This window comes from Halopenitus sp. POP-27 (assembly GCF_029889855.1).
GTDB lineage: Archaea > Halobacteriota > Halobacteria > Halobacteriales > Haloferacaceae > Halopenitus > Halopenitus malekzadehii.
On record NZ_JARANU010000008.1, the window covers coordinates 87,478 to 109,513 of the forward strand.

Sequence of the window (22,036 nt, forward strand, 5' to 3'; positions counted from 1 at the left end):
CGGACCAGGAACCACACGCGACGGGGATACCGGACACCCGCGATCCGTCGCGCGACGACGGCTAGGTCACGCGGCGGCGTGTGTCGTGATCGGGTATATACCTACGTCCCAGCGACGGTTCGAACGGTCGCGTTACGTGAGGGGACGGGGCGAACGCGAGCGTCGAGTCACTCCTCGAGGAGCTCGGGATCCTCGGCGTCGGATCGGTCGTCGTCGACGCGCTTGCGGACGTCGACCCGGTAGTGTTCGAGGATGTCGCGACCGAGCAGCAGCGGGTACTCCATATGGCCGCGATCCTCGACGCTTGCCGTGACGGTGTGCTGGGTGCCGCCGATCCCGATCACCAGATCGACGACCGGACGTGCCTTCCCGGATTTGTTGCTGCCGGATTTGACCCGTGTCATACTCTTTATCGGGCCGGCGCCGATCTCGGCGGCCAGCGAGGTGTCGATGCTCGTTCGGGTGGCGCCGGTGTCGGACTTGGCGAGCGCCTGGACGGATCCCGACGTCCCCGTGGCGACGACCTCCTCGATGTAGCCGATGATCGGCGCGTCCTCGAAGAGAGATTTCGACACCGGCGGTGCACACGAGGGTCGCGAGTCGTCGAGGGTGCCGGCGAGCGTCTTGACTCGGTCCTCGTCGACGGTGCCGCCGACCTTCTCGATCGCAAGTTTGGCGATGTGGGGGGCCGGCGAGACGCCGGTCGCTTCGAACAGTCCCTTGAATCCGGCGGTCGGATTCACTTCGAGGACGTACCAGCCGTCGTATCCCTCGATGAGGTCGACGCCGGCGTAATCGAGCCCCATCACCTCGGAGGCATACAGGGCCATCTCGGCGGCTTCATCGGGCATATCATCGAGTGCGTTCTCGACGTCGCCGCCGAGGGCGACGTTCGTTCGCCAGTCGCCCTCCGGGGCGTATCGGTACATCGCCCCGACGATCTCGTCGCCGACGACGTAGACGCGGAGGTCCCGATGGTCCTCGTCGTCGCGCTCGATCAGGCGTTGGAGGAACGCCTGCCGGTTTCCGACCTTGGGGTTGACCGGCTCGGTCAGGTCTACCTTCCAGGTGCCGCCGCCGTGAGTGCCGATCGCGGTCTTGTAGACGCCGACGTCGCCGAACCGCTCGCGGCCCTGGTTGAGCCGTTCGTTCGAGAGCGCGAGCAGGGCGTCCGGAACCGGCACGTTCCAGTCGGCGAGCGTCGCTGCGGCCGCGAACTTGTGTATCGCGGCGAGGACGGCATCGGGCTCGTTCAGCATCGGCCGGATGCGCTCGAAGGTGGTCGCAAGCCCCAGGTGTTCGGCGGGCTGGTCGGTGTTCGAGAGCAACAGCCGGTTGAGGACCACGTCGACGTCGGGCTCGATGCTGACGTGCCCGTCGGTGACCTCGATCGCGGTGTTCTCCTTGCGCAGCCAGAACGGCTCGTGGCCGAGGTCCTCGATGGCGTTCAGGATCGCCTTCGTCTCCTTGCTGTTGTGTAACGACAATACCCCGACGCGAGCGGTGTCCCCGGTCATCGATCGATCGATCGGCGGGATCCGGGTAAAAACATCCGGTATCAATCGTGATATCGGAGTGGTCGCGAAGGCGGAGTATCGAGGTGATTCGTCGCATCGCGCCATCGAGGCGCCCGCAAAACGTGCTCTCGAAACGTTCTGGGGGACGTCGAGAACGGGAGCGGCACGATGACGTCTCCACGACGGCATATATATACCGCCGCCGGCGCTCGGGGACGTATGAGCGACGACGAGGCCTTCACCTATAACGGAGGGCGAGTCGGACCCGGCGAGCGGCAGAACATCCGGTACGGGATCAGCGAAACCTATCTCGGGGACCCCGTCCGCATCCCCGTCACCATCATCAACGGCGCGGATCCCGGCCCGACGGCGTTCCTGTCGGCTGCGGCCCACGGCGACGAGCTCAACGGCATCGAGGTCGTCCGCGAGGTCGCAAACGAGTGGGACCTCTCGGAGTTGGCCGGCACGCTCGTGTGTCTCCCGGTGTTGAACGTCCCCGGGTTCCTCGCCCAACAGCGGTATCTCCCGGTCTACGACCGCGACCTCAACCGGTCGTTCCCGGGCAAGGAGGGATCGACGAGCTCGAAGCGGATGGCCCACCGTATCTTCACGAACTTCATCGAGCCCTGCGACATCGGACTCGATTTTCACACCTCGACCCGCGGACGGACGAACATGCTTCACGTGCGCGCGGATATGGCCGATCCGGACGTCCACCGACTCGCGCTGGCGTTCGGATCGAACGTCGTGATCGACAGCGAGGGCCCGAGCGGGACGCTCCGCGGAGAATCGACCGCTGCCGGGATCCCGACGATCACGATCGAGATGGGCGAGGCGCATCGGTTCCAGCGGGGCCTGATCGACGAGGCGCTTGCGGGCGTCGATTCGACGTTCGCCGAGTACGGTCTCCGTGAGCGGTCGTCGGTTCGCTGGCCTGGCTGGCGCACGATCATCTCGGGGTCAGATGAGAAGACCTGGATACGAGCTGACGACGGAGGGATCGTGGATATGCACTACGAGCGCGGATCGTTGGTCCACGAGGGAGACCGGATCGCGACGATCACCAATCCGTTCAAGGCCGACGACGCCACCGTCGAGGCGCCGTTCACGGGGCTGCTCGTCGGGATCCTCGAAAACCCCGTCGTGTATCCCGGAAACCCGCTGTGTCATCTCGTCGAACTCGATGCCGGCGTCCGCCGGGTCATCAAACGAGAGCAGTCGTTCGCGGACGGGGCACCATCGTGAGACGCCGAACCGTCGCCGTGCACCGATCGACGGCCACCGCGATCGCCGCATCCATCTCCCGACGCGGGATTTATACGATCCGATGACGTACCGCGGATCAATGGCAGATAGCGAGGACGTGGACCCGACTCCCGTCCCGCGACCCGAGGAGCTTGAGACGTTCTTTCACCTGGTTGAGGTCCGCCGCGACGGGGAGACGATCCGGTACGTCGGCGAATCGCTCGTTCCGGAGCGTGCGCTCCTCGATCGCGTCGCGCCGGCGTTCTACGAGGCGGGCTACGAGATCGACATCCGACAGGTCGAGGGCGGTCACGTCCTCCTTGCGCGGCCGATCGGAACCCGTCCGGACGGGATCCCGTGGACCAACCTCGGGCTCCTGATCGCGACGATTCTCACGACGCTGTTCGTCGGCGCCTACGGGTGGTATTACGTCCCGCTGTCGACGATCCGGTCGAGTCCCCTTGCAGTCCTGCAGGCGTGGCCGTTCACCGCGGCGGTGCTCGGAGTGTTGTTGACCCACGAACTCGGCCACTACGCCGCCGGTCGGTATTACGACGTCAACGTCTCGTTGCCGTACGTGATACCCTTCGTCTTCCCGTTCGGAACACTCGGCGCGATCATCCGGATGAAGGGGCGAATCCCCTCCCGGCGGGTGCTCTTCGACATCGGGGCCGCCGGCCCGATCGCGGGCCTGCTCGCGACCGTCGTGGTGACCGCGATCGGGTTGTCGCTCGATCCGATCACCGTTCCGGAGTACGTGCTCCAGCGGTCCGGTGAGGTCATCGTGTTCAACGACCCGCCGTTGCTCTCGTGGATCGCTGATGCGATCGGCCGACCGACCGGGTACGAGGACCCGACGAAGGCGGTGCATCCGGTCGTGATCGGCGGCTGGGTCGGGATGTTCTTTACGCTGTTGAACCTGCTTCCCGTCGGTCAGCTCGACGGCGGCCATATGACCCGGGCGATGCTCGGCGAGCGCCAGGAAACGGTCGCTGCCCTGGTTCCCGGCGCGTTGTTCTCGATCGCGGCATACCTCTACCTCGTCCTCGACTACGGGATCAACGAATCCGTGGGACTGTGGGCCTTCTGGGGGCTGTTCGCCACCGCGATCGCCTTCTCGGGACCGGCGACGCCGCTCGACGAATCGGAACTCGGCTGGCCCCGACTGCTCGTCGGAATCGTGACCTTCCTCGTCGGCGCGACGTGTTTCATGCTCGTGCCGGTCCAGATAGTCGCCGCCTGACCGGAATCCGGTGGTCGCAGCCGCAACCGGTGGGCGCCACGCGGGGCGCAGCACCGATCGCCGTGTGCGCTACGATCGCTCGTCGCCGTGGGTATAGCCGCGGTCCGGAAGCGGGTCGCCGTCCACGGTGACGCCGTGATCCGCCGGAACGACGGAGCCGATCCGCGTGAGGTTGACCGGACAGCGATCGATGGCGGTCTCGAGGGCCGTCTCGGGGATCGTACAGACGAGTTCGAAATCCTCGCCGAACCGTGTCCCCGCCTGCCAGCGGTCCTCAGGCGTGTCCGTGACGTCGTCGACCGCGGAATCGATCGGCACGGCCGGTCGGTCGATCGCGACGCCGACGTCGCTGGCGGTCGCGATCTGATGGACGGAGCGGGCCAATCCGTCCGAGGAGTCCATCATCGCCGTCGCGTGGGTAGCGAGGGCACGGCCGGCGTCGACCCGCGGCGGAAACCGGAACAGCTCGTTTGCGCGATCCAGGCGGTCATCGGTCGATGCGGTGGTCCCTGGATCGGCCGCTGCGTCCTCGAACAGCTCGAACGCGGCGGCGCTCCGGCCGAGCGTCCCGGTGACACACACTGTATCTCCGGGGCGGGCGCCGGACCGTCGAACCGGCGCGTCGGTCTCGCCGATCGCGGTCGTCGCGGTCGTGAACTCGGTGTGCTGATCGAGGTCACCGCCGACGTATCGCGCGCCGATCGATTCACAGACGTCCACGGCGCCGTCGATGAACGCCTCGATCGCCGTCGGATCGAACTCGACGTCCGCGTAGACGGCCACCGCGGCGGTCGCGTCCGCACCCATCGCCGCGACGTCGGAGAGGGACGCGCCGACCGACCGCCAGCCCGCCGTGTATCGGGTCGTACCCGCCGGAAAATCGGTCCGGTCGTGGAGCATATCCGTGGTTATCACGGTCGACCCGACGACGGCGGCGTCGTCGCCCGCGTCCGGCAGGGTTGTCGCGATCCGGGCCAGCGCCTCGCGTTCGTCCATCGGGTCCCCCTCCGGTTCCGCCAGTTAAAAAGGTTCGACGACGCCGACGGCATACCGCTCGGTCTCGATCGATGACGTGAGTGCCCCGGTGGCCGGAACCGGGCGTGAAACCGCTTCACACGGCGGCTTCTCGAGACGATGCCTTTAACCCTAACAGGGAAGAATCACTCCCCAATGGTAAGTCTCTACGACGTCCCGGCGGACGCCCTCATCGAGGAGGCGGCCGACCGACTCGCGGACCGCATCGACGAGCCCGAGTGGGTTCAGTTCACGAAGACCGGCGCCGACCGCGAGCTGCCCCCCGAGCAGGAGGACTTCTGGTTCGTCCGCTCGGCGAGCCTGCTCCGCAAGGTGGCGACGAACGAGCCGATCGGCCTCGAACGCCTCGCGACCGAATACGGCGGCAAAAAGCGCGGATCGAACCGCTACGTGGTCTCCCCCGGTGCACACACCGGCGGCTCCCGAAAGATCATCCGCACCTCGCTGCAGGCTCTCGAGGAGGAGGGACTCGTCGAGACCGCCCAGGGCGAGGGTCGCCGCGTCACCGACGAGGGCCACACCTTCCTCAACGAGGTCGCCGAGTCGGTCTTCGAGGACCTCGACCGCCCCGAACTCGAGCGATACGCCTAACTCCGTGCTATGAACGTCGGGAAGCTACTCGAAGGGGAAGCGCTCACGCCGCGACAGATGGGCATCATCTGTGTCGTCTGGCTCGCGATCGTCATCGTGACCGCGGTCGGACTGGCCTTCTTCGTCTGATCGGGCGGCCTGGCCGAGACGGCCCGCGGCCCCGTTTTCAATCACTTCCGGATCCGGATCGTTCGGATCCCCATCCCTCGTATCGACGGCTTCAGCGAGCCGGAGTGATCGTTCACTCGCGATCATCGGTGTCATCGATCGTCGACGGCGTCGCAAAAAACGGGGACGGTGCTGACGCGGACCCGGGATCCGTGAACCTCGACACGGTGGTCTGACTCCGCGGTTTGACCCCGGCGGCCTACCCCGGATCGAACGATCAGTACCCGATCAGAACGTCTCGAGGTATCGATCCTCTTCCCACTGGGAGACCTGCGTCAGGTATTCGCTGAACTCCTGATTCTTCGCCTCGGGGAACTTCTCGGCGGTGTGGGGTCCGAGCGCGTCGAGGACGACGTCGTCGTCCTCCAGCGCTTCGACGGCCCGTCCGAGGTTCGGCGGGAGCGTCTCGATCCCGTACTCCTCGCGCTTCTGTTCGTCGAACTCGTAGATGTCCTCACGGACCGGGTCGCCGGGGTCGGCGCCGTTTTTGATCCCGTCGAGCCCGGACGCGATGAGCGTCGCGAGCGCGAGGTAGGGGTTACACGACGGATCGGGACTGCGAACCTCGAAGCGCGCGGAGACGCCGGCGGCGTCCGGAACGCGGATCAGCGCCGAACGGTTCGTGTCCGACCAGGCGACGTAGATCGGCGCCTCGTAGCCGGGGACGAGCCGCTTGTAGGAGTTCACGGTCGGGTTCGTCACGGCCGTGAACGCGGGGGCGTGGTTCAGGAGTCCGCCCATGAACTGGTAGGCCGTCTCGCTCAGGTTGAACTCGTCGGCGTCGTCCGCGAAGGCGTTGTTGCCGTCCTCGTCGAACAGCGAGATGTGGGTGTGCATCCCGGAGCCGTTGATCTCCGCGATGGGCTTCGGCATGAAGGTCGCGTGCAGGTCGTGTTGTTCGGCGACCGCACGGACGACCGCGCGGAACGTGACGATGTTGTCCGCCGTCGAGAGCGCGTCGTCGTACTTGAAGTTGATCTCGTGTTGTCCCTCGGCGACCTCGTGGTGGCTCGCCTCGATCTCGAAGCCCATCTTCTCGAGGGTGAAGATGATCTCCTTGCGGACGTCTGAGGCGAGGTCCTTGGGTGCGAGATCGAAGTAGCCGCCGTTGTCGTGGGGAATCGTCGTCGCGTTCCCCTCCTCATCCTTCTCGAACAGGAAGAACTCCGGCTCGGGACCGATGGAAACGGAATACCCCATCTCTTCGGCCTCCGCAAGGACCGACTTGAGGACCTGTCGCGGCCCGCCGATGAAGGGCTCGCCATCGGTGTCGACGATGTCACAGACGAGTCGGGCGGCGCCGCCGTCGCCGTCGTTGCGCCAGGGAAGCACCGCGAACGTCTCCGGATCGGGAATGAGCCGCATGTCGGATTCCTGGATCCGGACGAAGCCCTCGATCGAGGAGCCGTCGAAGTAGATCCCCTCGGTTAGCGCCTTCTCGGCCTGGTGGGCCGGGATGGAGACGTTTTTCACGACGCCGAGGATGTCGGTGAACTGGAGCCGGAGGAAGTCGATATCCTCCTCGTCGATGCGGTCGAGGACTGCCTGGTCGTCGGCGGAGAGGCCGCCGTCGGGCGTAGTGTGTTCGTCCGTCATTTTCTGGACACCCCAACCGAATATCCCTAGTATAAAGGTCTTGTCGATTGGTGCATAACCCGCCGACCCGCGATCGGAATTGGATATTCGTAAAGTTCTAATCCCCCTAGGACGTGATACGGTGTAATGACGTACGAAAACCTCGATGCCAAGCTGATAAACGCACTCTTGGGCAACGGTCGAGCAAGCCTGCGAAGCCTCGGCGAGGATCTCGACGTATCCGTTACGACCGTCTCGAACCACCTCAACGACCTCGAGGACGAGGGCGTCATCGACGGCTACACGCCGATCGTCGACTACGGAAACCTCGGCTACGACGTCACCGCGATCGTCCAACTCAAGGTCGAAGGGGATGCGCTTCCGGAGATCACGGAGCGACTTCGAGCGGAGAAACGGATGATCTCCGTCTATGAGGTCACCGGCGACTACGACGTCATCGCGGTCGGGAAGTTCGAGGACACCGACGGGATGAACGATCAGATCAAGTCGCTGCTCACGGACGCGGACATCCGCGAGTCGAACACGTCCGTCGTGTTGAACGCGGTGACCGAGAACGAACAGTTCGAGCTCGAACTGAACGACTGAACGACTGGCTACTACCTACGCTGCCGCGTCGTCGTCGGGAACGTCATCACCGGCATCCTCGGGAGCAGCATCGTCGACGCCGTCGAAACCGTCCTCGAAGACGAACGTTCCGTTCCGTTGAATCACCTCGCCGTCGACCTCGAGGGTCGAATCTTCGCTCATATCGACGATCATATCGACGTGTTCGGCGGACTCGTTGACCTCGTTCCCCTCGCCGACGCAGTCGTCGTAGGCCGACCCGACCGCCATATGGACGGTGTCGCCCATCTTTTCGTCGAAGAGCATATTGTACGTGAACCGATCGATCTGTCGGTTCATCCCGATCCCGAGCTCGCCGAGCCGCCGCGACCCCTCGTCGGTTTCGAGGATCGCGGTCAGCAGGTCCTCGTTGCGACCCGCCGAGTGGTCGACGACGCGGCCGTCCTCGAAGGTGAGCCGGACGTCCTCGATCTCGCGGCCGTACCGGTACAGCGGGAGGTCGAAGTGGACGTGGCCGTCGACGCGATCGGGGACCGGTGCGGTGAAGACCTCCCCGCCGGGGAGGTTCGCCTCGCCGTAGTCGTTGAGTGCGGTGTTTCCGGCGATCGATAGCGTGATGTCCGTCTCCTCGCCCGACCGGATCCGTACCGTCTCGGCGTCGTCGAGGATCTCGACGAGGTTCGACTGGAACTCGCGCTGGGCCGCCCAGTCGAGCGAGACGGCGTCGTAGACGAAGTTCTGGTACCCCTCCGTGCTCATCCCGGCGAGTTGGGCGTGTCCCGAGGTCGGCACCTGCGTGAGACACCACGTCTTCGAGAGCCGCTCCTCCTTGATCGCCTTCCGGGCGCGGTTGTAGGCCGCGTTGGTCTCGGGGTCGACGTCGGCGCCTTCGGTGACGTTGGCGCCGCCACGGGCGATGATGAAGACGTCCGTCTCCTCGTACATCGCGAGTTCGTGGGCCGCTTCCTCGAACCCGTCGGCCGCGCGCTTGAACGCGCGGCTGAACCGCTCGGCGTTCGAGATCCAGACCGGCTGTGCGCCGCGGTCCCCGCACAGTTCGGCCAACGCGACCGCGAGGTCCTCGGCCTCGGGCGGCAGCTGGATCACGACGGTGTCGCCCGACTCGATCCCCGTGGAGTGGTCGACGATCGTCTCGGCGTGTTCGCGGATCCGTGGGTCCATACGCCCGATGGCGGCTCCGATCGAATACCGGTTTCGGGTCGAAGAACGGCGACCGGTTTCGGGTCGGTCGAAGAGCAACGTCGTCGGGAGGGCCTCCCTCCTCCGGGCAGCACCCTCACTCGGCCGACTCCGGATCGCGGCTCGATAGCTCCGCGGGAAGGTCGGCCGCCTCGCCGCGAGAGAGATGGTCCCGCAGCCGGCGCGCGACGGCACGGGCCTCGACGACCTCGCCCTCGGCGACGGCACGGACCAGCGCGGCGGCGCGGTCGGTGCGCGCCCGCTGCCAGGACTCCTCGCGCGATTCGTAGGTCCGAACCGCCCGCAGGAAGTCGACGCGGGAGAACTCGGGCCAGTAGGGGGCACAGAAGTAGACCGCAGCCTCGTTGCCGTTGGCGTGCCACGGCAGGAAGTTCGAGGTTCGTTCGTCACCGCCGGTCCGAACGATCAGATCGACGTCGCGGACCGGTTCGCGGTAGAGCCGGGATTCGACCTCCCGGACGTCCACCTCATCGGGGGCAAGCGACCCGCTTGCGACGTCGGTGGCGACGTCCCGGGCCGCCGTGAGCAGCTCGTTGCGGCCGCCGTAGGCGATGGCGACGTTGAGCCGGAAGCCGTCGTTGGCGGCCGTCCGGCGCTCGGCGTACTCGACCGCGCGTCTGACGCGGGTCGGGAGGCGGTCGACGGCGCCGATCGCGTGAATGCGGACGCCCTCCTCGTGACTCCGGTCGGCGTCGGCGAACTCACGGAGCTTTTCGGCCAACAGGTCGAACAGCGGTTCGAGCTCCTCGTCGGGGCGGTCGAAGTTCTCCGTGGAGAACGCATAGAGCGTGAGCTCCTCGATCCCGAGGTCGCCACACCACTCCAGCACCTGTTCGGTCGTCGAGGCGCCCGCGCGGTGGCCCTCGGGGGCGTCGGCCCCGTGTTCGCGGGCGTAACGGCGGTTGCCGTCCTGAATGATCGCGACGTGTGTCGGGGTGTCGCCGATCTCGCGGCGAAGCAGCCGCTCGTAGGTCCCCTCGATCCACGATCGGGCTCGCTGCAGCACGTCCGAGACAACACGGTCGGGTGATATGTGTCTTTTGAGTGACGTGCGCGCGAACACTTAACAGACCGGAGACGAACGGATCACGTATGTCCGATGTCCTCTCAGACGAGGAAGTCGAGCGGGGCCTCCCGAATGGATGGGAACGCGACGACGACGAGATCGTCCGCGTCTACGAGTTCGATGACTATCTCGACGGGATCGCCTTCGTCGCCGACGTCGGCGAAGTCGCCGAGGAGGAGTTCCATCACCCGGAGATCCGGATCGGCTACGGGGAGGTCGAGGTCCGGTTTACCACCCACGAAGCCGACGGGATCACCGACAGCGATCTCCGACTCGCCGACCTCGTGAACGACGAGTACTGAGCGCCTGGCGAATGGCCGATCGTGATCACGGGACGGGTCCCACCGACGAGACTCGCGCCGCGTACGTTTTCGGCGTTACGTTGCAGTTCGATCCGCCCGCAGCGACCGTCTCGCCCGACCGGATGGAGACGATCGTCCGGATCCCGGCACCCGATCCGGGGCGAGAGGGATGGCTCCTGTTTCGGGATCGGCTCTGGCATGGCACGCTGAGCGACCCCGAACGGTTCCACGGTCCCCTCCGGGAGCGGCTCGGACTCGGAGATGCGCCCGGGATCACGATCGCCGACGTCACCTTTCGCGAGCTCCGGACGGATGCGTCGTACCTGCGCGACCTGCGGGGCGCCATCGAGTCGGAACCGTCCCCGTTCGCGGACGACGATCCGGACGCGGTCCTCCACGCGTACTTCGGGTCCTCGATCCACGTACGTGAGTGATCGTCCCCAGTCCGATGCGCGGGCCATCCGCGACTGGCGTGATGATCCGGCCACCTCGTGGCTCCGTCACCAACGTGTCATTCGGCCGATCTCACCACAATACTGATACCGACTCGCATCGATCGCCTACCCGGTCCCTCCATGAACCTCCAGATCGACGGCAGCAAGGTCCTCTACGCGCTCGGCGTGCTCTTCGCGCTCGGCGCGTTCGCCTACTTCGTCCGCGACGTGGTGTTCGGTCTCTCGATCACGGTGAAGGCCGTCCTCCTGTTCCTCGCGTTCCTCGCGTTCCTGCTCGTCGGGCTGTGGATCGACCGGGACGCGCTCGACGTGGTCGCGTACGCGATCGCGTCGCTCGCGTACGTCGTCTGGATCGCCTACGTGGTCGGTCGGTACGACCTCGCCGAGACCGGCGTGTTCCTCCTGCTTGCCGTCTCGGCCGGCCTGTTCGTCGCGCTCGGGTACGTTGTGCGACAGGGATCCGACGTGGTCTCGACCCGAACGATCCGATACGGGCTGATCGGCGTGCTCGCCGTCGCCGTCCTGTTCGTCGGGGCGGACGTGGCCACCGCCGGCGTCACCGCCGATGTGACCCTCGACGGGGAGGCGACGCTCACCGTTCCCCCGGATGCGACCGAGGCCGAGCCGGACGCGATCGTCCCGGCGACCGGCCAGGTCGGGATGATGACCGTCCGTAACGGCGGGCCGTTCACCCGACCGGTCGATCTCCCGTCGCTGCGGGGCTGTGTCGTCGGCGTCGGTGAGTCCGATGGGGTGCTCGCGACCGACCGGGGCGCCGGAGTGCGGTACGAACCACGGAGCTACCAGCGGTCGGACCGGCTCGCCGGCGGCGAGGAGCGGACTCACGCCATCACCGCCGAGCTGCCGGTTCGCGCGAACGCGACCCAGTCCGGCTCCGTCACGATCGCCGTCGAGCGCGCCGAGGGATGCGACGTCTCCCGGTCGGAGCCGACGCTCCTCGTGGTCGTCGGCGGGGACGCCACCGGCAGCACGCCGCCGGTCGCCGTCGACTGACCGCTATCGGAGCTCCCGGATCGCCGCGAGCAGGACGGCAAGCGCGGAGTCGACGCTCTTCCGTTTCACCGCGGTCCGGTCGCCGTCGAACCGGAACCGAACCGCCTCGACGAACGACTCCTCGGTCCCCCACTCGGCGGCATAGGCGACGCCGACGTAGACGAGCCCGACCGGCTTGCCGTCCCGCCCGCCGCCGGGCCCCGCGATCCCGGTGGCCGCGAGCCCCCACGTGGTGTCGGCCCGATCGCGTGTCCCGCGCGCCATCGCCTCGGCGACCGGTCTGCTGACCGCGCCGTGGGCGTCGAGCGCCTCCCGTGGGACCGCCAGCTCCTGGCGTTTGGCGTCGTACGCGTAGGTCACGAACCCACGGTCGAAGTAGTCACTCGATCCGGGAACGTCCGTGATCGTCGATCCGATCAGGCCGCCGGTCAACGACTCCGCGGTGGCCAGCGTGTCCTCCCGTTCCCGAAGCAGCTCGCCAACGATGGCCTCGATCGGATCCTCGCCGGTCCATCGACCATCGACGAGCGCGTCCGGGAGATCGCGGTCGGTCGGCGCGTCGGCGTCCATACCCCTGCTCGCTCGCGATCGACCTTAAACCTCGGCGCTAGAACTGTGGGCCCAGCCCGGAGAGCACGTCGCCGTCCGCGATGGCGGCGTCGAGTTCGACCGTTGCCCGCCCGAGGTCGGCCAGCCGATCACGGACCCCGTCGTCGGCGATCGCGTATCCGTCGCCATCGGTCGACTCGAAGTGGTCGTCGTTCGCGTAGACGCTGCCACCGACCGTGTGGGCGCCGAAGAAGCCGAATATCGGGCGCAGCTCCTGGTCGATCGCGAGGTAGTGGTGGTTCGTCGCGCCGGTCGCGACGAGCCCGACCGCGGCGTCCTCGAAGGGGGCGACGTCGGCCTGCCACATCCCGCGGGGAACCATGTCGAACAGGTTCTTGAGCGCGCCGGAGAGGGACCCGCGATAGATCGGCGTGCCGACGACGTAGGCGTCGGCCTCGACGATCGCCTCGAGGGCCGCAGCGGTGTCGCCCTCGTAGGCCTCGAGGGTCCGCCCGTCCGCGGTGACGAGATCGTGGTCGGCGAGCCGGAGCGTTTCGGTCGTGATACCCTCCCGATCCGCGGCGGCCGCGAGCGCGGCGTCGACCGCAGTCGCGGTCTTCGAGGGTTCCGAGACGCTGCCGGCGATTCCGAGAACGGTTCGGTCCGCCGCCATCTATCGGGCGACCTCCGCGCCGCCGATCGACTCGACGTCCTCGTCGATCACGTCGTCGACGTCGGTCGGGTCCAGGGGGTCGGCCTCACGAACGGCGGGGATGATCTCCTCGCCGAACTGCTCAAGTTCGGTGTCGTAGTGGAGGAAGCCGGCGAGGACGATGTCGATCCCGATCGCGTCCAGTTTCCGGATGCGCTCGACGATCTGTTCGGTCGTGCCGATGAGCCCGGTCTTGAAGCCGTCGTTGTACTGGACCAGGTCCTCGAAGTCGGAGTCGTCCCACATCCCCTCGCCCTCCGCGGAGGACTGGCCGGCCTGTTTGACCTGCTCGCGGAAGGCCTCGACGGCCTCGTCGGTCGCGTTCTCGATGATCCCCTCGAGCGTCTCCTTGGCTTCCGCCTCGGTGTCGCGCTGGATGACGAAGCCGTTGGCGGCGAATCGCGGCGGCTCCGTGCCGAACTCCTCGGCGTAGGACTCGACGTCCTCGATGATCCCGCGGATCGTCTCGAGGCTGCCGCCGTTGATGAACAGCACGTCGGCCTGCCGGGCCGCCATCTTCCGTGCGGCCGTCGAGTTCCCGCCCTGGAAGACCTGCGGGTACGGATCCTGAACCGGCTTCGGCTGCATCGGGGCGCCGTCGAAGCCGTCGATGTCCTTCCCGATCGTGTAGAATCGGCCGTCGTAGGTGGCGTACTCCTCGGTCCACAGCGCCTTCAGGACCTCGATGAACTCCTCCGAGCGTGCGTACCGTTCGTCGTGAGCGAGCCACGGCTGTCCGAACCCGGTGAACTCGCCTTTGAACCAGCCGCTGACGACGTTGATGGAGAACCGTCCGTTGCTGATCCGGTCCGCGGTCGCGATGAAGTTCGCGAGCGGGCCGGGTTCCCAGAGGCCGGGGTGGACGGCACCGATGACGTGGAGGTCCTCGGTCTGTGCGGCGAGCGCGTTGGCGATCGACAGCGCCTCGAGCTGCCGATCGGCGCCGTAGCTGCCGAAGAACCGCGCCTGCGCGAGCGCGTACTCGAACCCGACGTCCTCGGCCGTCCGCGCGAGGTCCAGGTTGTACTCGTAGGTCCAATCGGTATCCATCTCCCAGTCGGAGACGACGAGGCCCCCGCTGACGTTCGGCACCCAGTAGGCGAACTCCGTGTCCATAACGGGTGCTAATATATGTGCCACCTCCTTATGCGAGTGGTTTATGGCGATTCCTGTCTCCGCTCGATCACACCGGCAATACGTGACGGTACCTCGGATTCGGGACGAGATCGCCGATCGACGGGTAAAAGCCGGTCACGACCGTATGCATCCCCAGTGCAGGTCGAATGTCGATTCTTCGGGCCGTTCCGGGAGGCGGTCGGCGAGCGGTCGGTCGAGATCACGACCGACGCGGAGACGTACGGCGACCTCCTGGCGGAGTTGGAGGACCGGTATCCCGGACTGTCCGGACGGCTGATCGACGACGGGTCGCTCGTCGGCGAGGTCGCAGTCACCCGAAACCGGAAGAACATCCGACACCTCGAGGGACCCGACACACGGCTGACCGACGGCGACGTGGTCCGACTCACACCGTCGGTCTACGGTGGGTGTGTGAACGCCGATCCGAAGCGGTAATTTCTTCCGGTATCGGATGCTCACCGCGACGTCGTGTGGTCCCATCGATCGGATCCAACGATCGGATCCAACGATCGGATTCATCGATCGGATTCATCGATCGGATTCATCGGGCGCTTTTTGTCCACTGACCGCCTACCACGCGTATGCGCCGCCATATTGAACTTCTCGTCGGACTGGTCGGACTGGTCGAACTCCTGTGTCCCCGGACCGTGATCGCCGTGGCCACCCGGCTGGCGTATCGGACGCCGGAGGACCTCGAGGTCCGGGAGTGGGTCTACACCGCCGCGCGGCTGGAGGGCGCCGTCCTCGTGCTGCTCGGACTCGTCGGCCTGTACACGACCGCCGGATCCACGGGATCGGCGGCGACCGACGCCGCGGACGAAGTCTCCTCATAGATCCGCGAGCAACCGCTCCAGCCGCTCGGCGGGATCGTCGGCCGTGACCACCGTCGAGGCCGCGCCGACCGCGTCGACGCCGAGATCGAACGCCGTGGCCACGTCGCCGGCCGTCGAGATCCCGCCGCCGACCGCGATCGAGACCTCGCGTCCCCGCGTGTCGGCCGCCGCTCGAACGCGGTCGATGAACGTCCGAACGCGATCCGGGTGGCGTCGGACGAGTGGGTCGTTCGAGGCGACGTCGGCGGGCTTCTCGAACAGGAGCCAGTCGGCGCCGAGTTCGACGGCGGCGACGCCCTCCGTGAGGTCCCGAACGCAGACGATCGCATCCATTCCGTGATCCCCACAGCGGTCGATCAGCGTTCGCGTCGCGGCGATCGACTGCTCGCGCTCGGGATGGTTCACGAGGACGGCGTCGGCGCCCGCGGCCGCAAGCGTTGCCACGAGTACGTCGCCGGTTCCCTCGCCCGGCTCTCCGGCATCGGCCGCCTGCGCGACCACGGGGCGGTCGGTTTCGCTCGCAAGCAGCCGGACGTCGGGCGTCTGCGGTGCCACCGCGAGCTCGATGGTGGATCCGACCGCGTGGATCGAGGACAGCGACCGGGCGAGGTCGAGTCCCTCCCGGTCCGCGGTTCCGGGATACGTCTTGAAGCTGCAGATGAACGCCGGCGTGGAAAGTGACATACCGATCGATCCGTCCCGAGCCGGGTGAACCCGTCGCCCTAATCAGAAATTGTATACAATATCCCCTGAATCCGTGGACAACATATTTATCCCCCTTTCCCGTGGGCGTAGATATGGCAGGCCCACCGATCGAGGAACTCCACTTCGAGGATGCACCGTCAGTCGGGGACGTTCCCGGCCCGCGCTCGCGGGAACTGTTGGAGAAACAGCGCCGGATCGACTCCAGCGCCGTCGCGTATCCCGAGGACATTCCGGTCGCGCTCGACGAGGGGAAGGGCGCGACCGTCCGGGACCCCGACGGCAACACCTACATCGACCTGTTCGGCGGCATCGGCGTGTTGAACGTGGGTCACTCGAACCCCTACGTGCTTGAGGCCGTCCACGAGCAGGCCGACAAGCTCGTTCACACGATCGACTTCCCGACTGAGGCTCGTCTCGACCTCATCGAGCGTCTCAACGAGATCTCGCCGCCCGGGCTCAAAGACCAGAACCGCTTCGTCTTCGGCGGCCCCACCGGAACGGATGCCAACGAAGCGGCGATCAAGTTGGCGAAGTACAACACGGGCGGCGACGGGCTGATCGCGTTCCGCGGCGCCTACCACGGCACGTCCTCGGGCGCGATGAGCGTCACGGGCAACAAGAAGCTGAAAAGCAACTACACGCCGCTGTTGGCGGACGTGGTGCACGCGCCGTATCCGAATCCGACCCAGCAGGGGAAACCCCCGCAAGAGGCGGTCGACCACGCCCTCGAGGAGGTCAAAGCGATCCTCGAGGACCCATACGGTGGATTGGCAAACCCGGCGGGGATGATCGTCGAGCCGATCCAGGGCGAGGGCGGGATCGTCACCCCGCCGGAGGGCTTCCTCCAAGGATTGCGCGATCTGGCGACGGACAACGACGTGCCGTTGGTGTTCGACGAGATCCAGTCGGGATTCGGCCGGACGGGCGAGTGGTGGGCCAGCGAGTGGTACGACGTGACGACGGACGCGATGACGACCGCGAAGGCGCTTGGCGGGGTGGGCTTCCCGCTGTCGGGACTGATGTACCACGAGGACCTGGACACGTGGGGGTCGGGCGACCATGCGGGCACCTACCGCGGCCACGTGGTGGCGATGCGGGCGGGTGTGCGTGCGATCGAGTACATCCAGGCCCACGACCTGCTGGCACACGCCCGCGAGTTGGGCGCGGAGATCCGCGACCGATTCCGGGAGATCGCCGACTCGAACGACGCGATCGTCGACGTGCGCGGCAAGGGGCTGTTCATCGGCGTCGAGTTCACCGACGACGAGGGCACCCCCGACGCCGAGGCGGTCGACGCCATCCAGACCGACTGCTTCGAACACGGGGTTCTCATCTGGAAGGCGGGGCGACACGGTAACGTGTTACGTGTCATCCCGCCGCTGGTGTTGACCGAGGAACTCGCGGACACGGCGATGACGATCGTCGCCGACGCCATCGATCGGCAGACTGAGTAGCTGTTCAAGACACCGACCGATTCCGAGACGGAACCCACCGATGTCAGACACCGACCGCGTGATCACGGACGAGGCACCGCGCACGAACAACCCGTACTCCCAGGGCGTTCGCGACGGGGACCGGCTGTACGTTTCCGGCTACGGTCCGGTCGATCCCGAAACCGGCGAGCCGGTCGACGGCGACGTCGCCGACCGGACCGAACAGGTCCTCGCGAACATCGACGCCGTCGTCAGGGCAGCCAGCGGCGAGGGGCTTGCCGACGTGGTAAAGGTCACCGTCTATCTGACCGACCTCGACGACTACGAGACAGTCAACGAGGCCTACGGCGCGGCCTTCACGGGCGATCCGCCGGCCCGCGTCTGCGTCGAGGTCTCCCGGCTGCCGGACGACGTCGACGTCGAGATGGACGCCGTCGCGTCGCTCCCGTGACTTCCCGGCTGGGGGGAGCATCCGCGGGTGGATCGACTGCGCACCGTTAAGTAGTTCCACGGCAAATCGCTGTCAGATCGATGTCTCACGACGTACGCAACCGTCTGTCGGGGATCCGGCGGGCACTGCATCGCCATCCTGAGCCGGGATGGCGGGAGTTGCAAACGACCGAACGGGTCGTCGAGGAGATCGAACGGATCGGGGTCGACGAGCTCGCGATCGGTCGCGACGCGCTCGCGAGCGATCACCGGATGGCGGTTCCCGACGACGAGGAACTGGACGCGTGGCTCGATCGGGCTCGCGAGGCCGGCGTCCGTGAGGACGTCCTCGAGCGGACCGCGGAGGGTCACACCGGCTGTGTCGCCGTCCTCGAGTGCGGCGAGGGGCCCACAGTCGGTCTCCGAGTCGACCTCGATGGGGTCTCGATGACCGAATCCGACGAGCCGGGGCACGTCCCGGCGGACGAGGGGTTTCGGTCGGAGCACGAGGGGTATATGCACGCCTGCGGGCACGACGCACACCCGACGATCGCCCTCGGCGTTCTCGAAGCGGTCAAACACGGCGACTTCTCGGGGACGTTCAAGGCGTTCTTCCAGCCGGCCGAGGAGATCTCCGGCGGCGGCAAGCCCCTCGTCGAGGGGGGCTACGTCGACGACGTCGACTACCTGCTCGCGATGCACGTCGGCCTCGGGAACCCGACCGGAACGATCGTCTCCGGGGTGCGAAAGCCCCTCGCGATGGCGCACCTAACGGCGACCTTCGAGGGGGCAAGCGCCCACGCGGGGACGGCGCCGAACGCCGGTGCGAACGCGATGCAGGCGGTCGCGACCGCGATCCAGAACGCGTACGCGATCCCGCGTCACGCCGACGGAATGACCCGGGTGAACCTCGGCCGGATCGAGGGCGGCACGGCGAGCAACGTCATCGCCGAGGAGATCACCATCGACGGCGAGGTCCGCGGGGAGACGACCGCGCTGATGGAGTACACGCGGACCGAACTCGAGCGCGTGCTCTATGCGGCCGCGGAGATGCACGACTGTGACGTGACGTTGCGGGTCATCAGCGAGTCCCCCCGCATCGACAGCGATCCCGAGTTGCGGGACCTTATTGGGGCGGTGGCGCGCGGGGTGAAAAGCGTCGATACGGTCGTCCCCGAGCGGGAGTTCGGGGGGAGCGAGGACGTGACCTACCTGATGGAGCGGGTGCAGGCGAACGGCGGGCTCGCCGCCTACCTGCTCGTGGGTACCGACCACCCGACGGACCACCACACGCCGACTTTCGACGTCGACGAGCGCAGCCTCGACATCGGCGTCGAGGTGATCGCGGAGGCCGTCTCCGAGATCGCTCGACGACGGCCGTGACCGCGATCGGCGGATCGAAGTCCGGGACGGATCACCGATGGCAGCTATCCGATGGTCGATCTCGGCGATGTCGGCGGAACGAGGGTGGTGATCCCAAAGAAACGAGGGTCAGACCCCAAAGGATTAATCCGCACCCTCCACGTACCCCGGGTATGAGCGAGGACGTACCGGAGTCGCTGCGGACGGCAGCCGACGCTGACCGCCCGCGCGGGATCTTGACCCCGTCGGACCGCGATTTCCTCCTCGGTCGCAAGACCGACTACACCGAACACTCCAAGAAGCAAAAGCGCAACCGCATCCGGCGTCGGGTTCGAAACGCGGTGATCGACTTTTCGATCCTCTTTGAACACCTCGAACAGCGCGACCGCGAGACGGTCTTCGATCCCAAAGACGAGGATCGGGAGGCGTTCACACAGGGGGTCATCGACATGCTCGCGTTCCTTCATCTCGGCTCGATGGGCTATCACACGCCGTTCAAGGAGATGCTCGCCGAGGGCGTCGGCAAAGCAGAACAGCGGCTCGCCGGGTCGGATTTCCGGATGGTCAACGTGGAGTTCAACGTCGATCCCGTGGGCCAGATCGATGTCGACGAGGTGATCGAGAAGATCGAAAACGACGAGTTCGCCCAGCTGACCGACGAGGAGCTGCGGGCGTTCGTCCGGCTGCTCTCGATGTCCGAGGAGTTCTCACCGGGTGAAACCCGCGAGGCGATCAAGGACAACGTCGGCGACTTCGTCCGGAAGGTCAACGAGAGCGAGGCCGAACGCGAGCGCGCCGTCGAGGAACTGACGAACCAGCCCTGACCGTCGAGTCGTTTCGTCCGTCCGAACCGTTCTCACCCGTGTCCTGAACCAGCACGTCGCGCTGTTCGAGCGCCGACCATCCGCCGCCGAAACGGGCGTGACCCGGTTCCGATCCGCGAGAGTGTCTACACAATTCGTGGACGGCACTAACGAATATAAGGAAACGTTTATGTGATAAACATCCTATGAGTTGGGTATGCCATCACTCGACACGATGGATGAACGGGGGCGAACACGGCGTATCGAACCGTCGTCTCACGGGACCGAACGGCTCACGCGGTTCGGTGGCAGGGGTGGTCGGCGATGAACGACGCCGACGGAACCGGCGAGCCCGACGGCGCGATCGACCGATTCCGCGAGGAGCTGGATCCGGTCGTGTTCCTGTTCGGTGCCGGGTTGACGCTCGGGTTGATCCTGTTGTACTTCTTCGATCCGAGCCTCGTGCAACGGGGAATCTCGATCGGGGAAACGGTGATGTACTCCTACCTCAACTGGGCGCTTTTGGCCATCGTTTTCCTCGTCGTCGTCTTCCTCGTGTACCTGATTCTGGGCCCGTGGGGACGACTCAGGTTCGGTGAGGAACCGCCGGAGTACAGCTTCTTCTCCTTTTTCGCGATGTTGTATTCGGCCGGCTTCGCCGCCGGCGTCGTCTTCTGGGGACCGACCGAGGCGCTGTTCTACTACGCGGACCCCTCGCCGTTGTTCGACGTGGAGAGCGGCACCGCGGAGGCGATGACGATCGCCGTCCAGCAGACGCTGTTCCACTGGGCGATCCCGCAGCTTGCGGTCTTCACGATCATGGGAATCGGGATCGGCTACTACGCGTACAACTACGAGGACGTGCCGCTGCGCGTCTCCTCGGCCCTGACGCCGCTTTTGGGCCGGAAGAACCTTGACGGTCCGATCGCGAAGGTCGTCGACGTGATGGCGGTCTTCGCGACGATCGGCGGCGTAGCGACGTCGCTCGGGTTCATCGGGAGCCAGTTCATCGAGGGGCTCCGCTACCAATGGGGGATCGATCTGGGGACGACCGGGATCATCCTCGTGGTGACCGCGATGACGCTCGCGTTCACGGTCTCGATGGTGCTCGGGGTCGATCGGGGCATCCGTCGGCTCTCGAACTTCAACATGATCCTGTTCGTGATCCTGATGGTCGCGACGCTGATCGTGGGTCCGACGGCGTTCCTCGTGTTGATGGGCACGCAGGCGCTCGGCGGGATGTTCAACGACTTCGTCGCGATGAGCCTGTTCACCGGTGCGGGCACCGACGGCGGGACCACGTGGATGAACACTTGGACGGTCTTCTACTGGGCGTGGGCGCTCTCGTGGTCCCCGTTCGCCGGTCTGTTCATCGCGCGGATCTCGAAGGGTCGGACCGTCCGTGAGGTGGCTTTCACCGGCATCGCCGCGACCTCGGCGGCCTCCATCCCGTGGTTCATCTTCGTCGGCGGCACCGCCGTCTGGAGCCACCACAACGGGATCGCCGACTTCGGCGCGGTCATCGCGGGCGACGCCGGCGCGGAGGTCTCCGGGTTCATCCTCTTCGAGACGTTCCCGCTCGGGACCGTCTTCATCCTCGCGTTCATGATCCTGGTGACGACCTTCTTCATCACCTCCGCGGACTCCTCGACGCTTGCCGTCTCGATGATGACGACCGGCGGCAAGGCGCAACCCTCGAACATCAACCGAGTCTTCTGGGGCGTCCTCCTCGGAATGATGGCCGCGATCCTGATGACGCTGGGCGGCGTGAACGCGCTGCAGTCGGCGGCGATCATCACCGGCACGCCGTTCGCGTTCGTCTGCCTGTTCACGATGATCGGCCTCATCCGGGAGTTCGTCTCCGACGGCAGCCGGGTGTTGTTGCAGGAGGACTCCTGGCTGTTCGGATCCGGTCCCGCGGATCAGCCCTCTGCGGCCGAGCTGAGCGACGACGACTGACGATCGGCGGCGGCGCCGGCGTCGATTCCAGCCCGTCGACGTCGCCACGCCGGTCGATCGATACTAACATTTAATGTACACTGTATACACTAATTGT

The 22,036-nt window shown here is 66.3% G+C and carries 22 protein-coding genes and 1 pseudogene; 14 read left to right on the plus strand and 9 right to left on the minus strand.

The genetic code is table 11. The features are described 5' to 3' along the window. Positions 1-167 precede the first annotated feature (167 nt). The gene (locus tag OQF70_RS06790) at positions 168-1,517 is read right to left on the minus strand and encodes a RimK family alpha-L-glutamate ligase (protein WP_280536619.1); all 1,350 of its coding nucleotides are present in this window, start codon (positions 1,515-1,517) and stop codon (positions 168-170) included. A gap of 219 nt (positions 1,518-1,736) precedes the next feature. Here OQF70_RS06790 and OQF70_RS06795 point away from each other — a divergent pair, with 219 nt between their 5' ends. Together OQF70_RS06795 and OQF70_RS06800 are read left to right on the plus strand one after the other, a co-directional pair. Beyond that, the gene (locus OQF70_RS06795) at positions 1,737-2,762 is read left to right on the plus strand and encodes a succinylglutamate desuccinylase/aspartoacylase family protein (RefSeq protein ID WP_280536620.1); all 1,026 of its coding nucleotides are present in this window, start codon (positions 1,737-1,739) and stop codon (positions 2,760-2,762) included. Positions 2,763-2,862: 100 nt separating this feature from the next. Further along, positions 2,863-4,005 (plus strand): site-2 protease family protein, encoded by a 1,143-nt coding sequence (locus OQF70_RS06800; protein WP_280536621.1) that lies wholly within the window; start codon positions 2,863-2,865, stop codon positions 4,003-4,005. A gap of 69 nt (positions 4,006-4,074) precedes the next feature. On the opposite strand, the gene thiL is transcribed toward OQF70_RS06800, so the two are convergent. Continuing rightward, positions 4,075-5,001 carry a thiamine-phosphate kinase gene (thiL, locus tag OQF70_RS06805; protein ID WP_280536622.1) on the minus strand — a complete coding sequence of 309 codons (927 nt, stop codon included), beginning with the start codon at positions 4,999-5,001 and terminating at the stop codon, positions 4,075-4,077. A gap of 174 nt (positions 5,002-5,175) precedes the next feature. On the opposite strand from thiL, the gene OQF70_RS06810 reads away from it, so the two are divergent. Then, a complete protein-coding gene (locus tag OQF70_RS06810) occupies positions 5,176-5,631 on the plus strand; it encodes a 30S ribosomal protein S19e (protein ID WP_092816217.1) in 456 nt (151 codons plus the stop codon). Positions 5,632-6,027: 396 nt separating this feature from the next. On the opposite strand, the gene glnA is transcribed toward OQF70_RS06810, so the two are convergent. Then, the gene (gene glnA / locus OQF70_RS06815; RefSeq protein ID WP_280536623.1) at positions 6,028-7,395 is read right to left on the minus strand and encodes a type I glutamate--ammonia ligase; all 1,368 of its coding nucleotides are present in this window, start codon (positions 7,393-7,395) and stop codon (positions 6,028-6,030) included. A gap of 126 nt (positions 7,396-7,521) precedes the next feature. On the opposite strand from glnA, the gene lrp reads away from it, so the two are divergent. Then, entirely contained in the window at positions 7,522-7,980 is a 459-nt protein-coding gene (gene lrp / locus OQF70_RS06820; protein WP_280536624.1) for an HTH-type transcriptional regulator Lrp, read from the plus strand. 84 nt (positions 7,981-8,064) lie between these two features. On the opposite strand, the pseudogene OQF70_RS06825 reads toward lrp, so the two are convergent. Both OQF70_RS06825 and uppS read right to left on the minus strand, forming a co-directional pair. Next, a pseudogene (locus tag OQF70_RS06825) lies at positions 8,065-9,141 on the minus strand (aminopeptidase); the annotation flags it as partial. Positions 9,142-9,256: 115 nt separating this feature from the next. After that, complete coding sequence (gene uppS, locus OQF70_RS06830) at positions 9,257-10,186, minus strand: polyprenyl diphosphate synthase (protein ID WP_280536625.1); 930 nt, start codon at positions 10,184-10,186, stop codon at positions 9,257-9,259. Positions 10,187-10,272: 86 nt separating this feature from the next. Between uppS and OQF70_RS06835 the strand changes: the two genes are divergently transcribed. From OQF70_RS06835 to OQF70_RS06845, 3 genes are all read left to right on the plus strand, one after another. Beyond that, positions 10,273-10,548, plus strand: a complete 276-nt coding sequence (locus OQF70_RS06835) for a 4a-hydroxytetrahydrobiopterin dehydratase (protein WP_280536626.1) — start codon at positions 10,273-10,275, stop codon at positions 10,546-10,548. An 11-nt stretch (positions 10,549-10,559) separates the two neighbouring features. Beyond that, the gene (gene lwrS, locus OQF70_RS06840; protein ID WP_280536627.1) at positions 10,560-10,982 is read left to right on the plus strand and encodes an LWR-salt protein; all 423 of its coding nucleotides are present in this window, start codon (positions 10,560-10,562) and stop codon (positions 10,980-10,982) included. A gap of 141 nt (positions 10,983-11,123) precedes the next feature. Then, on the plus strand, positions 11,124-12,017 hold the full coding sequence (locus OQF70_RS06845) for a hypothetical protein (RefSeq protein WP_280536628.1): 894 nt from the start codon (positions 11,124-11,126) through the stop codon (positions 12,015-12,017). A gap of 3 nt (positions 12,018-12,020) precedes the next feature. On the opposite strand, the gene OQF70_RS06850 is transcribed toward OQF70_RS06845, so the two are convergent. Genes OQF70_RS06850 through sfnG form a run of 3 tightly spaced genes read right to left on the minus strand, consistent with a single transcriptional unit; the run spans position 12,021 to position 14,394 of the window. Further along, a complete protein-coding gene (locus OQF70_RS06850; RefSeq protein WP_280536630.1) occupies positions 12,021-12,587 on the minus strand; it encodes a CinA family protein in 567 nt (188 codons plus the stop codon). Positions 12,588-12,624: 37 nt separating this feature from the next. Further along, positions 12,625-13,239 carry an NAD(P)H-dependent oxidoreductase gene (locus OQF70_RS06855; protein WP_280536631.1) on the minus strand — a complete coding sequence of 205 codons (615 nt, stop codon included), beginning with the start codon at positions 13,237-13,239 and terminating at the stop codon, positions 12,625-12,627. Beyond that, positions 13,240-14,394: a dimethylsulfone monooxygenase SfnG gene (gene sfnG, locus OQF70_RS06860; protein ID WP_280536632.1), complete on the minus strand. Its 1,155-nt coding sequence runs from the start codon at positions 14,392-14,394 to the stop codon at positions 13,240-13,242. It lies immediately after the preceding gene. 156 nt (positions 14,395-14,550) lie between these two features. Between sfnG and OQF70_RS06865 the strand changes: the two genes are divergently transcribed. Together OQF70_RS06865 and OQF70_RS06870 are read left to right on the plus strand one after the other, a co-directional pair. Then, the gene (locus tag OQF70_RS06865) at positions 14,551-14,850 is read left to right on the plus strand and encodes a ubiquitin-like small modifier protein 1 (protein WP_280536633.1); all 300 of its coding nucleotides are present in this window, start codon (positions 14,551-14,553) and stop codon (positions 14,848-14,850) included. Between the two features lie 146 nt (positions 14,851-14,996). After that, on the plus strand, positions 14,997-15,248 hold the full coding sequence (locus tag OQF70_RS06870; RefSeq protein WP_280536634.1) for a hypothetical protein: 252 nt from the start codon (positions 14,997-14,999) through the stop codon (positions 15,246-15,248). Here the strand turns inward: OQF70_RS06870 and OQF70_RS06875 are convergent. Further along, positions 15,243-15,932: a triose-phosphate isomerase gene (locus OQF70_RS06875; RefSeq protein ID WP_280536635.1), complete on the minus strand. Its 690-nt coding sequence runs from the start codon at positions 15,930-15,932 to the stop codon at positions 15,243-15,245. The genes OQF70_RS06870 and OQF70_RS06875 overlap by 6 nt on opposite strands. Before the next feature lie 113 nt (positions 15,933-16,045). On the opposite strand from OQF70_RS06875, the gene OQF70_RS06880 reads away from it, so the two are divergent. The 5 genes from OQF70_RS06880 to OQF70_RS06900 all read left to right on the plus strand — a co-directional run bounded on the left by OQF70_RS06880 (position 16,046) and on the right by OQF70_RS06900 (position 21,939). Continuing rightward, on the plus strand, positions 16,046-17,407 hold the full coding sequence (locus OQF70_RS06880) for an aspartate aminotransferase family protein (RefSeq protein ID WP_280536637.1): 1,362 nt from the start codon (positions 16,046-16,048) through the stop codon (positions 17,405-17,407). Between the two features lie 40 nt (positions 17,408-17,447). After that, complete coding sequence (locus OQF70_RS06885) at positions 17,448-17,837, plus strand: Rid family detoxifying hydrolase (protein WP_280536639.1); 390 nt, start codon at positions 17,448-17,450, stop codon at positions 17,835-17,837. Positions 17,838-17,917: 80 nt separating this feature from the next. Next, positions 17,918-19,198 (plus strand): amidohydrolase, encoded by a 1,281-nt coding sequence (locus OQF70_RS06890; RefSeq protein WP_280536640.1) that lies wholly within the window; start codon positions 17,918-17,920, stop codon positions 19,196-19,198. Between the two features lie 152 nt (positions 19,199-19,350). Next, complete coding sequence (locus OQF70_RS06895; protein ID WP_280536642.1) at positions 19,351-20,001, plus strand: hypothetical protein; 651 nt, start codon at positions 19,351-19,353, stop codon at positions 19,999-20,001. A gap of 303 nt (positions 20,002-20,304) precedes the next feature. Next, the gene (locus OQF70_RS06900) at positions 20,305-21,939 is read left to right on the plus strand and encodes a BCCT family transporter (protein WP_280536643.1); all 1,635 of its coding nucleotides are present in this window, start codon (positions 20,305-20,307) and stop codon (positions 21,937-21,939) included. Positions 21,940-22,036 lie beyond the last annotated feature (97 nt).

Excerpts from the sequence above, each read along its gene's own strand:
- OQF70_RS06790 (WP_280536619.1), bottom strand. The coding sequence starts at position 1,517 with ATGACCGGGGACACCGCTCGCGTCGGGGTATTGTCGTTACACAACAGC.
- OQF70_RS06795 (WP_280536620.1), top strand. The coding sequence starts at position 1,737 with ATGAGCGACGACGAGGCCTTCACCTATAACGGAGGGCGAGTCGGACCC.
- OQF70_RS06800 (WP_280536621.1), top strand. The coding sequence starts at position 2,863 with ATGGCAGATAGCGAGGACGTGGACCCGACTCCCGTCCCGCGACCCGAG.
- thiL (WP_280536622.1), bottom strand. The coding sequence starts at position 5,001 with ATGGACGAACGCGAGGCGCTGGCCCGGATCGCGACAACCCTGCCGGAC.
- OQF70_RS06810 (WP_092816217.1), top strand. The coding sequence starts at position 5,176 with ATGGTAAGTCTCTACGACGTCCCGGCGGACGCCCTCATCGAGGAGGCG.
- glnA (WP_280536623.1), bottom strand. The coding sequence starts at position 7,395 with ATGACGGACGAACACACTACGCCCGACGGCGGCCTCTCCGCCGACGAC.
- lrp (WP_280536624.1), top strand. The coding sequence starts at position 7,522 with ATGACGTACGAAAACCTCGATGCCAAGCTGATAAACGCACTCTTGGGC.
- OQF70_RS06835 (WP_280536626.1), top strand. The coding sequence starts at position 10,273 with ATGTCCGATGTCCTCTCAGACGAGGAAGTCGAGCGGGGCCTCCCGAAT.
- lwrS (WP_280536627.1), top strand. The coding sequence starts at position 10,560 with ATGGCCGATCGTGATCACGGGACGGGTCCCACCGACGAGACTCGCGCC.
- OQF70_RS06845 (WP_280536628.1), top strand. The coding sequence starts at position 11,124 with ATGAACCTCCAGATCGACGGCAGCAAGGTCCTCTACGCGCTCGGCGTG.
- OQF70_RS06850 (WP_280536630.1), bottom strand. The coding sequence starts at position 12,587 with ATGGACGCCGACGCGCCGACCGACCGCGATCTCCCGGACGCGCTCGTC.
- OQF70_RS06855 (WP_280536631.1), bottom strand. The coding sequence starts at position 13,239 with ATGGCGGCGGACCGAACCGTTCTCGGAATCGCCGGCAGCGTCTCGGAA.
- sfnG (WP_280536632.1), bottom strand. The coding sequence starts at position 14,394 with ATGGACACGGAGTTCGCCTACTGGGTGCCGAACGTCAGCGGGGGCCTC.
- OQF70_RS06870 (WP_280536634.1), top strand. The coding sequence starts at position 14,997 with ATGCGCCGCCATATTGAACTTCTCGTCGGACTGGTCGGACTGGTCGAA.
- OQF70_RS06875 (WP_280536635.1), bottom strand. The coding sequence starts at position 15,932 with ATGTCACTTTCCACGCCGGCGTTCATCTGCAGCTTCAAGACGTATCCC.
- OQF70_RS06880 (WP_280536637.1), top strand. The coding sequence starts at position 16,046 with ATGGCAGGCCCACCGATCGAGGAACTCCACTTCGAGGATGCACCGTCA.
- OQF70_RS06885 (WP_280536639.1), top strand. The coding sequence starts at position 17,448 with ATGTCAGACACCGACCGCGTGATCACGGACGAGGCACCGCGCACGAAC.
- OQF70_RS06890 (WP_280536640.1), top strand. The coding sequence starts at position 17,918 with ATGTCTCACGACGTACGCAACCGTCTGTCGGGGATCCGGCGGGCACTG.
- OQF70_RS06895 (WP_280536642.1), top strand. The coding sequence starts at position 19,351 with ATGAGCGAGGACGTACCGGAGTCGCTGCGGACGGCAGCCGACGCTGAC.
- OQF70_RS06900 (WP_280536643.1), top strand. The coding sequence starts at position 20,305 with ATGAACGACGCCGACGGAACCGGCGAGCCCGACGGCGCGATCGACCGA.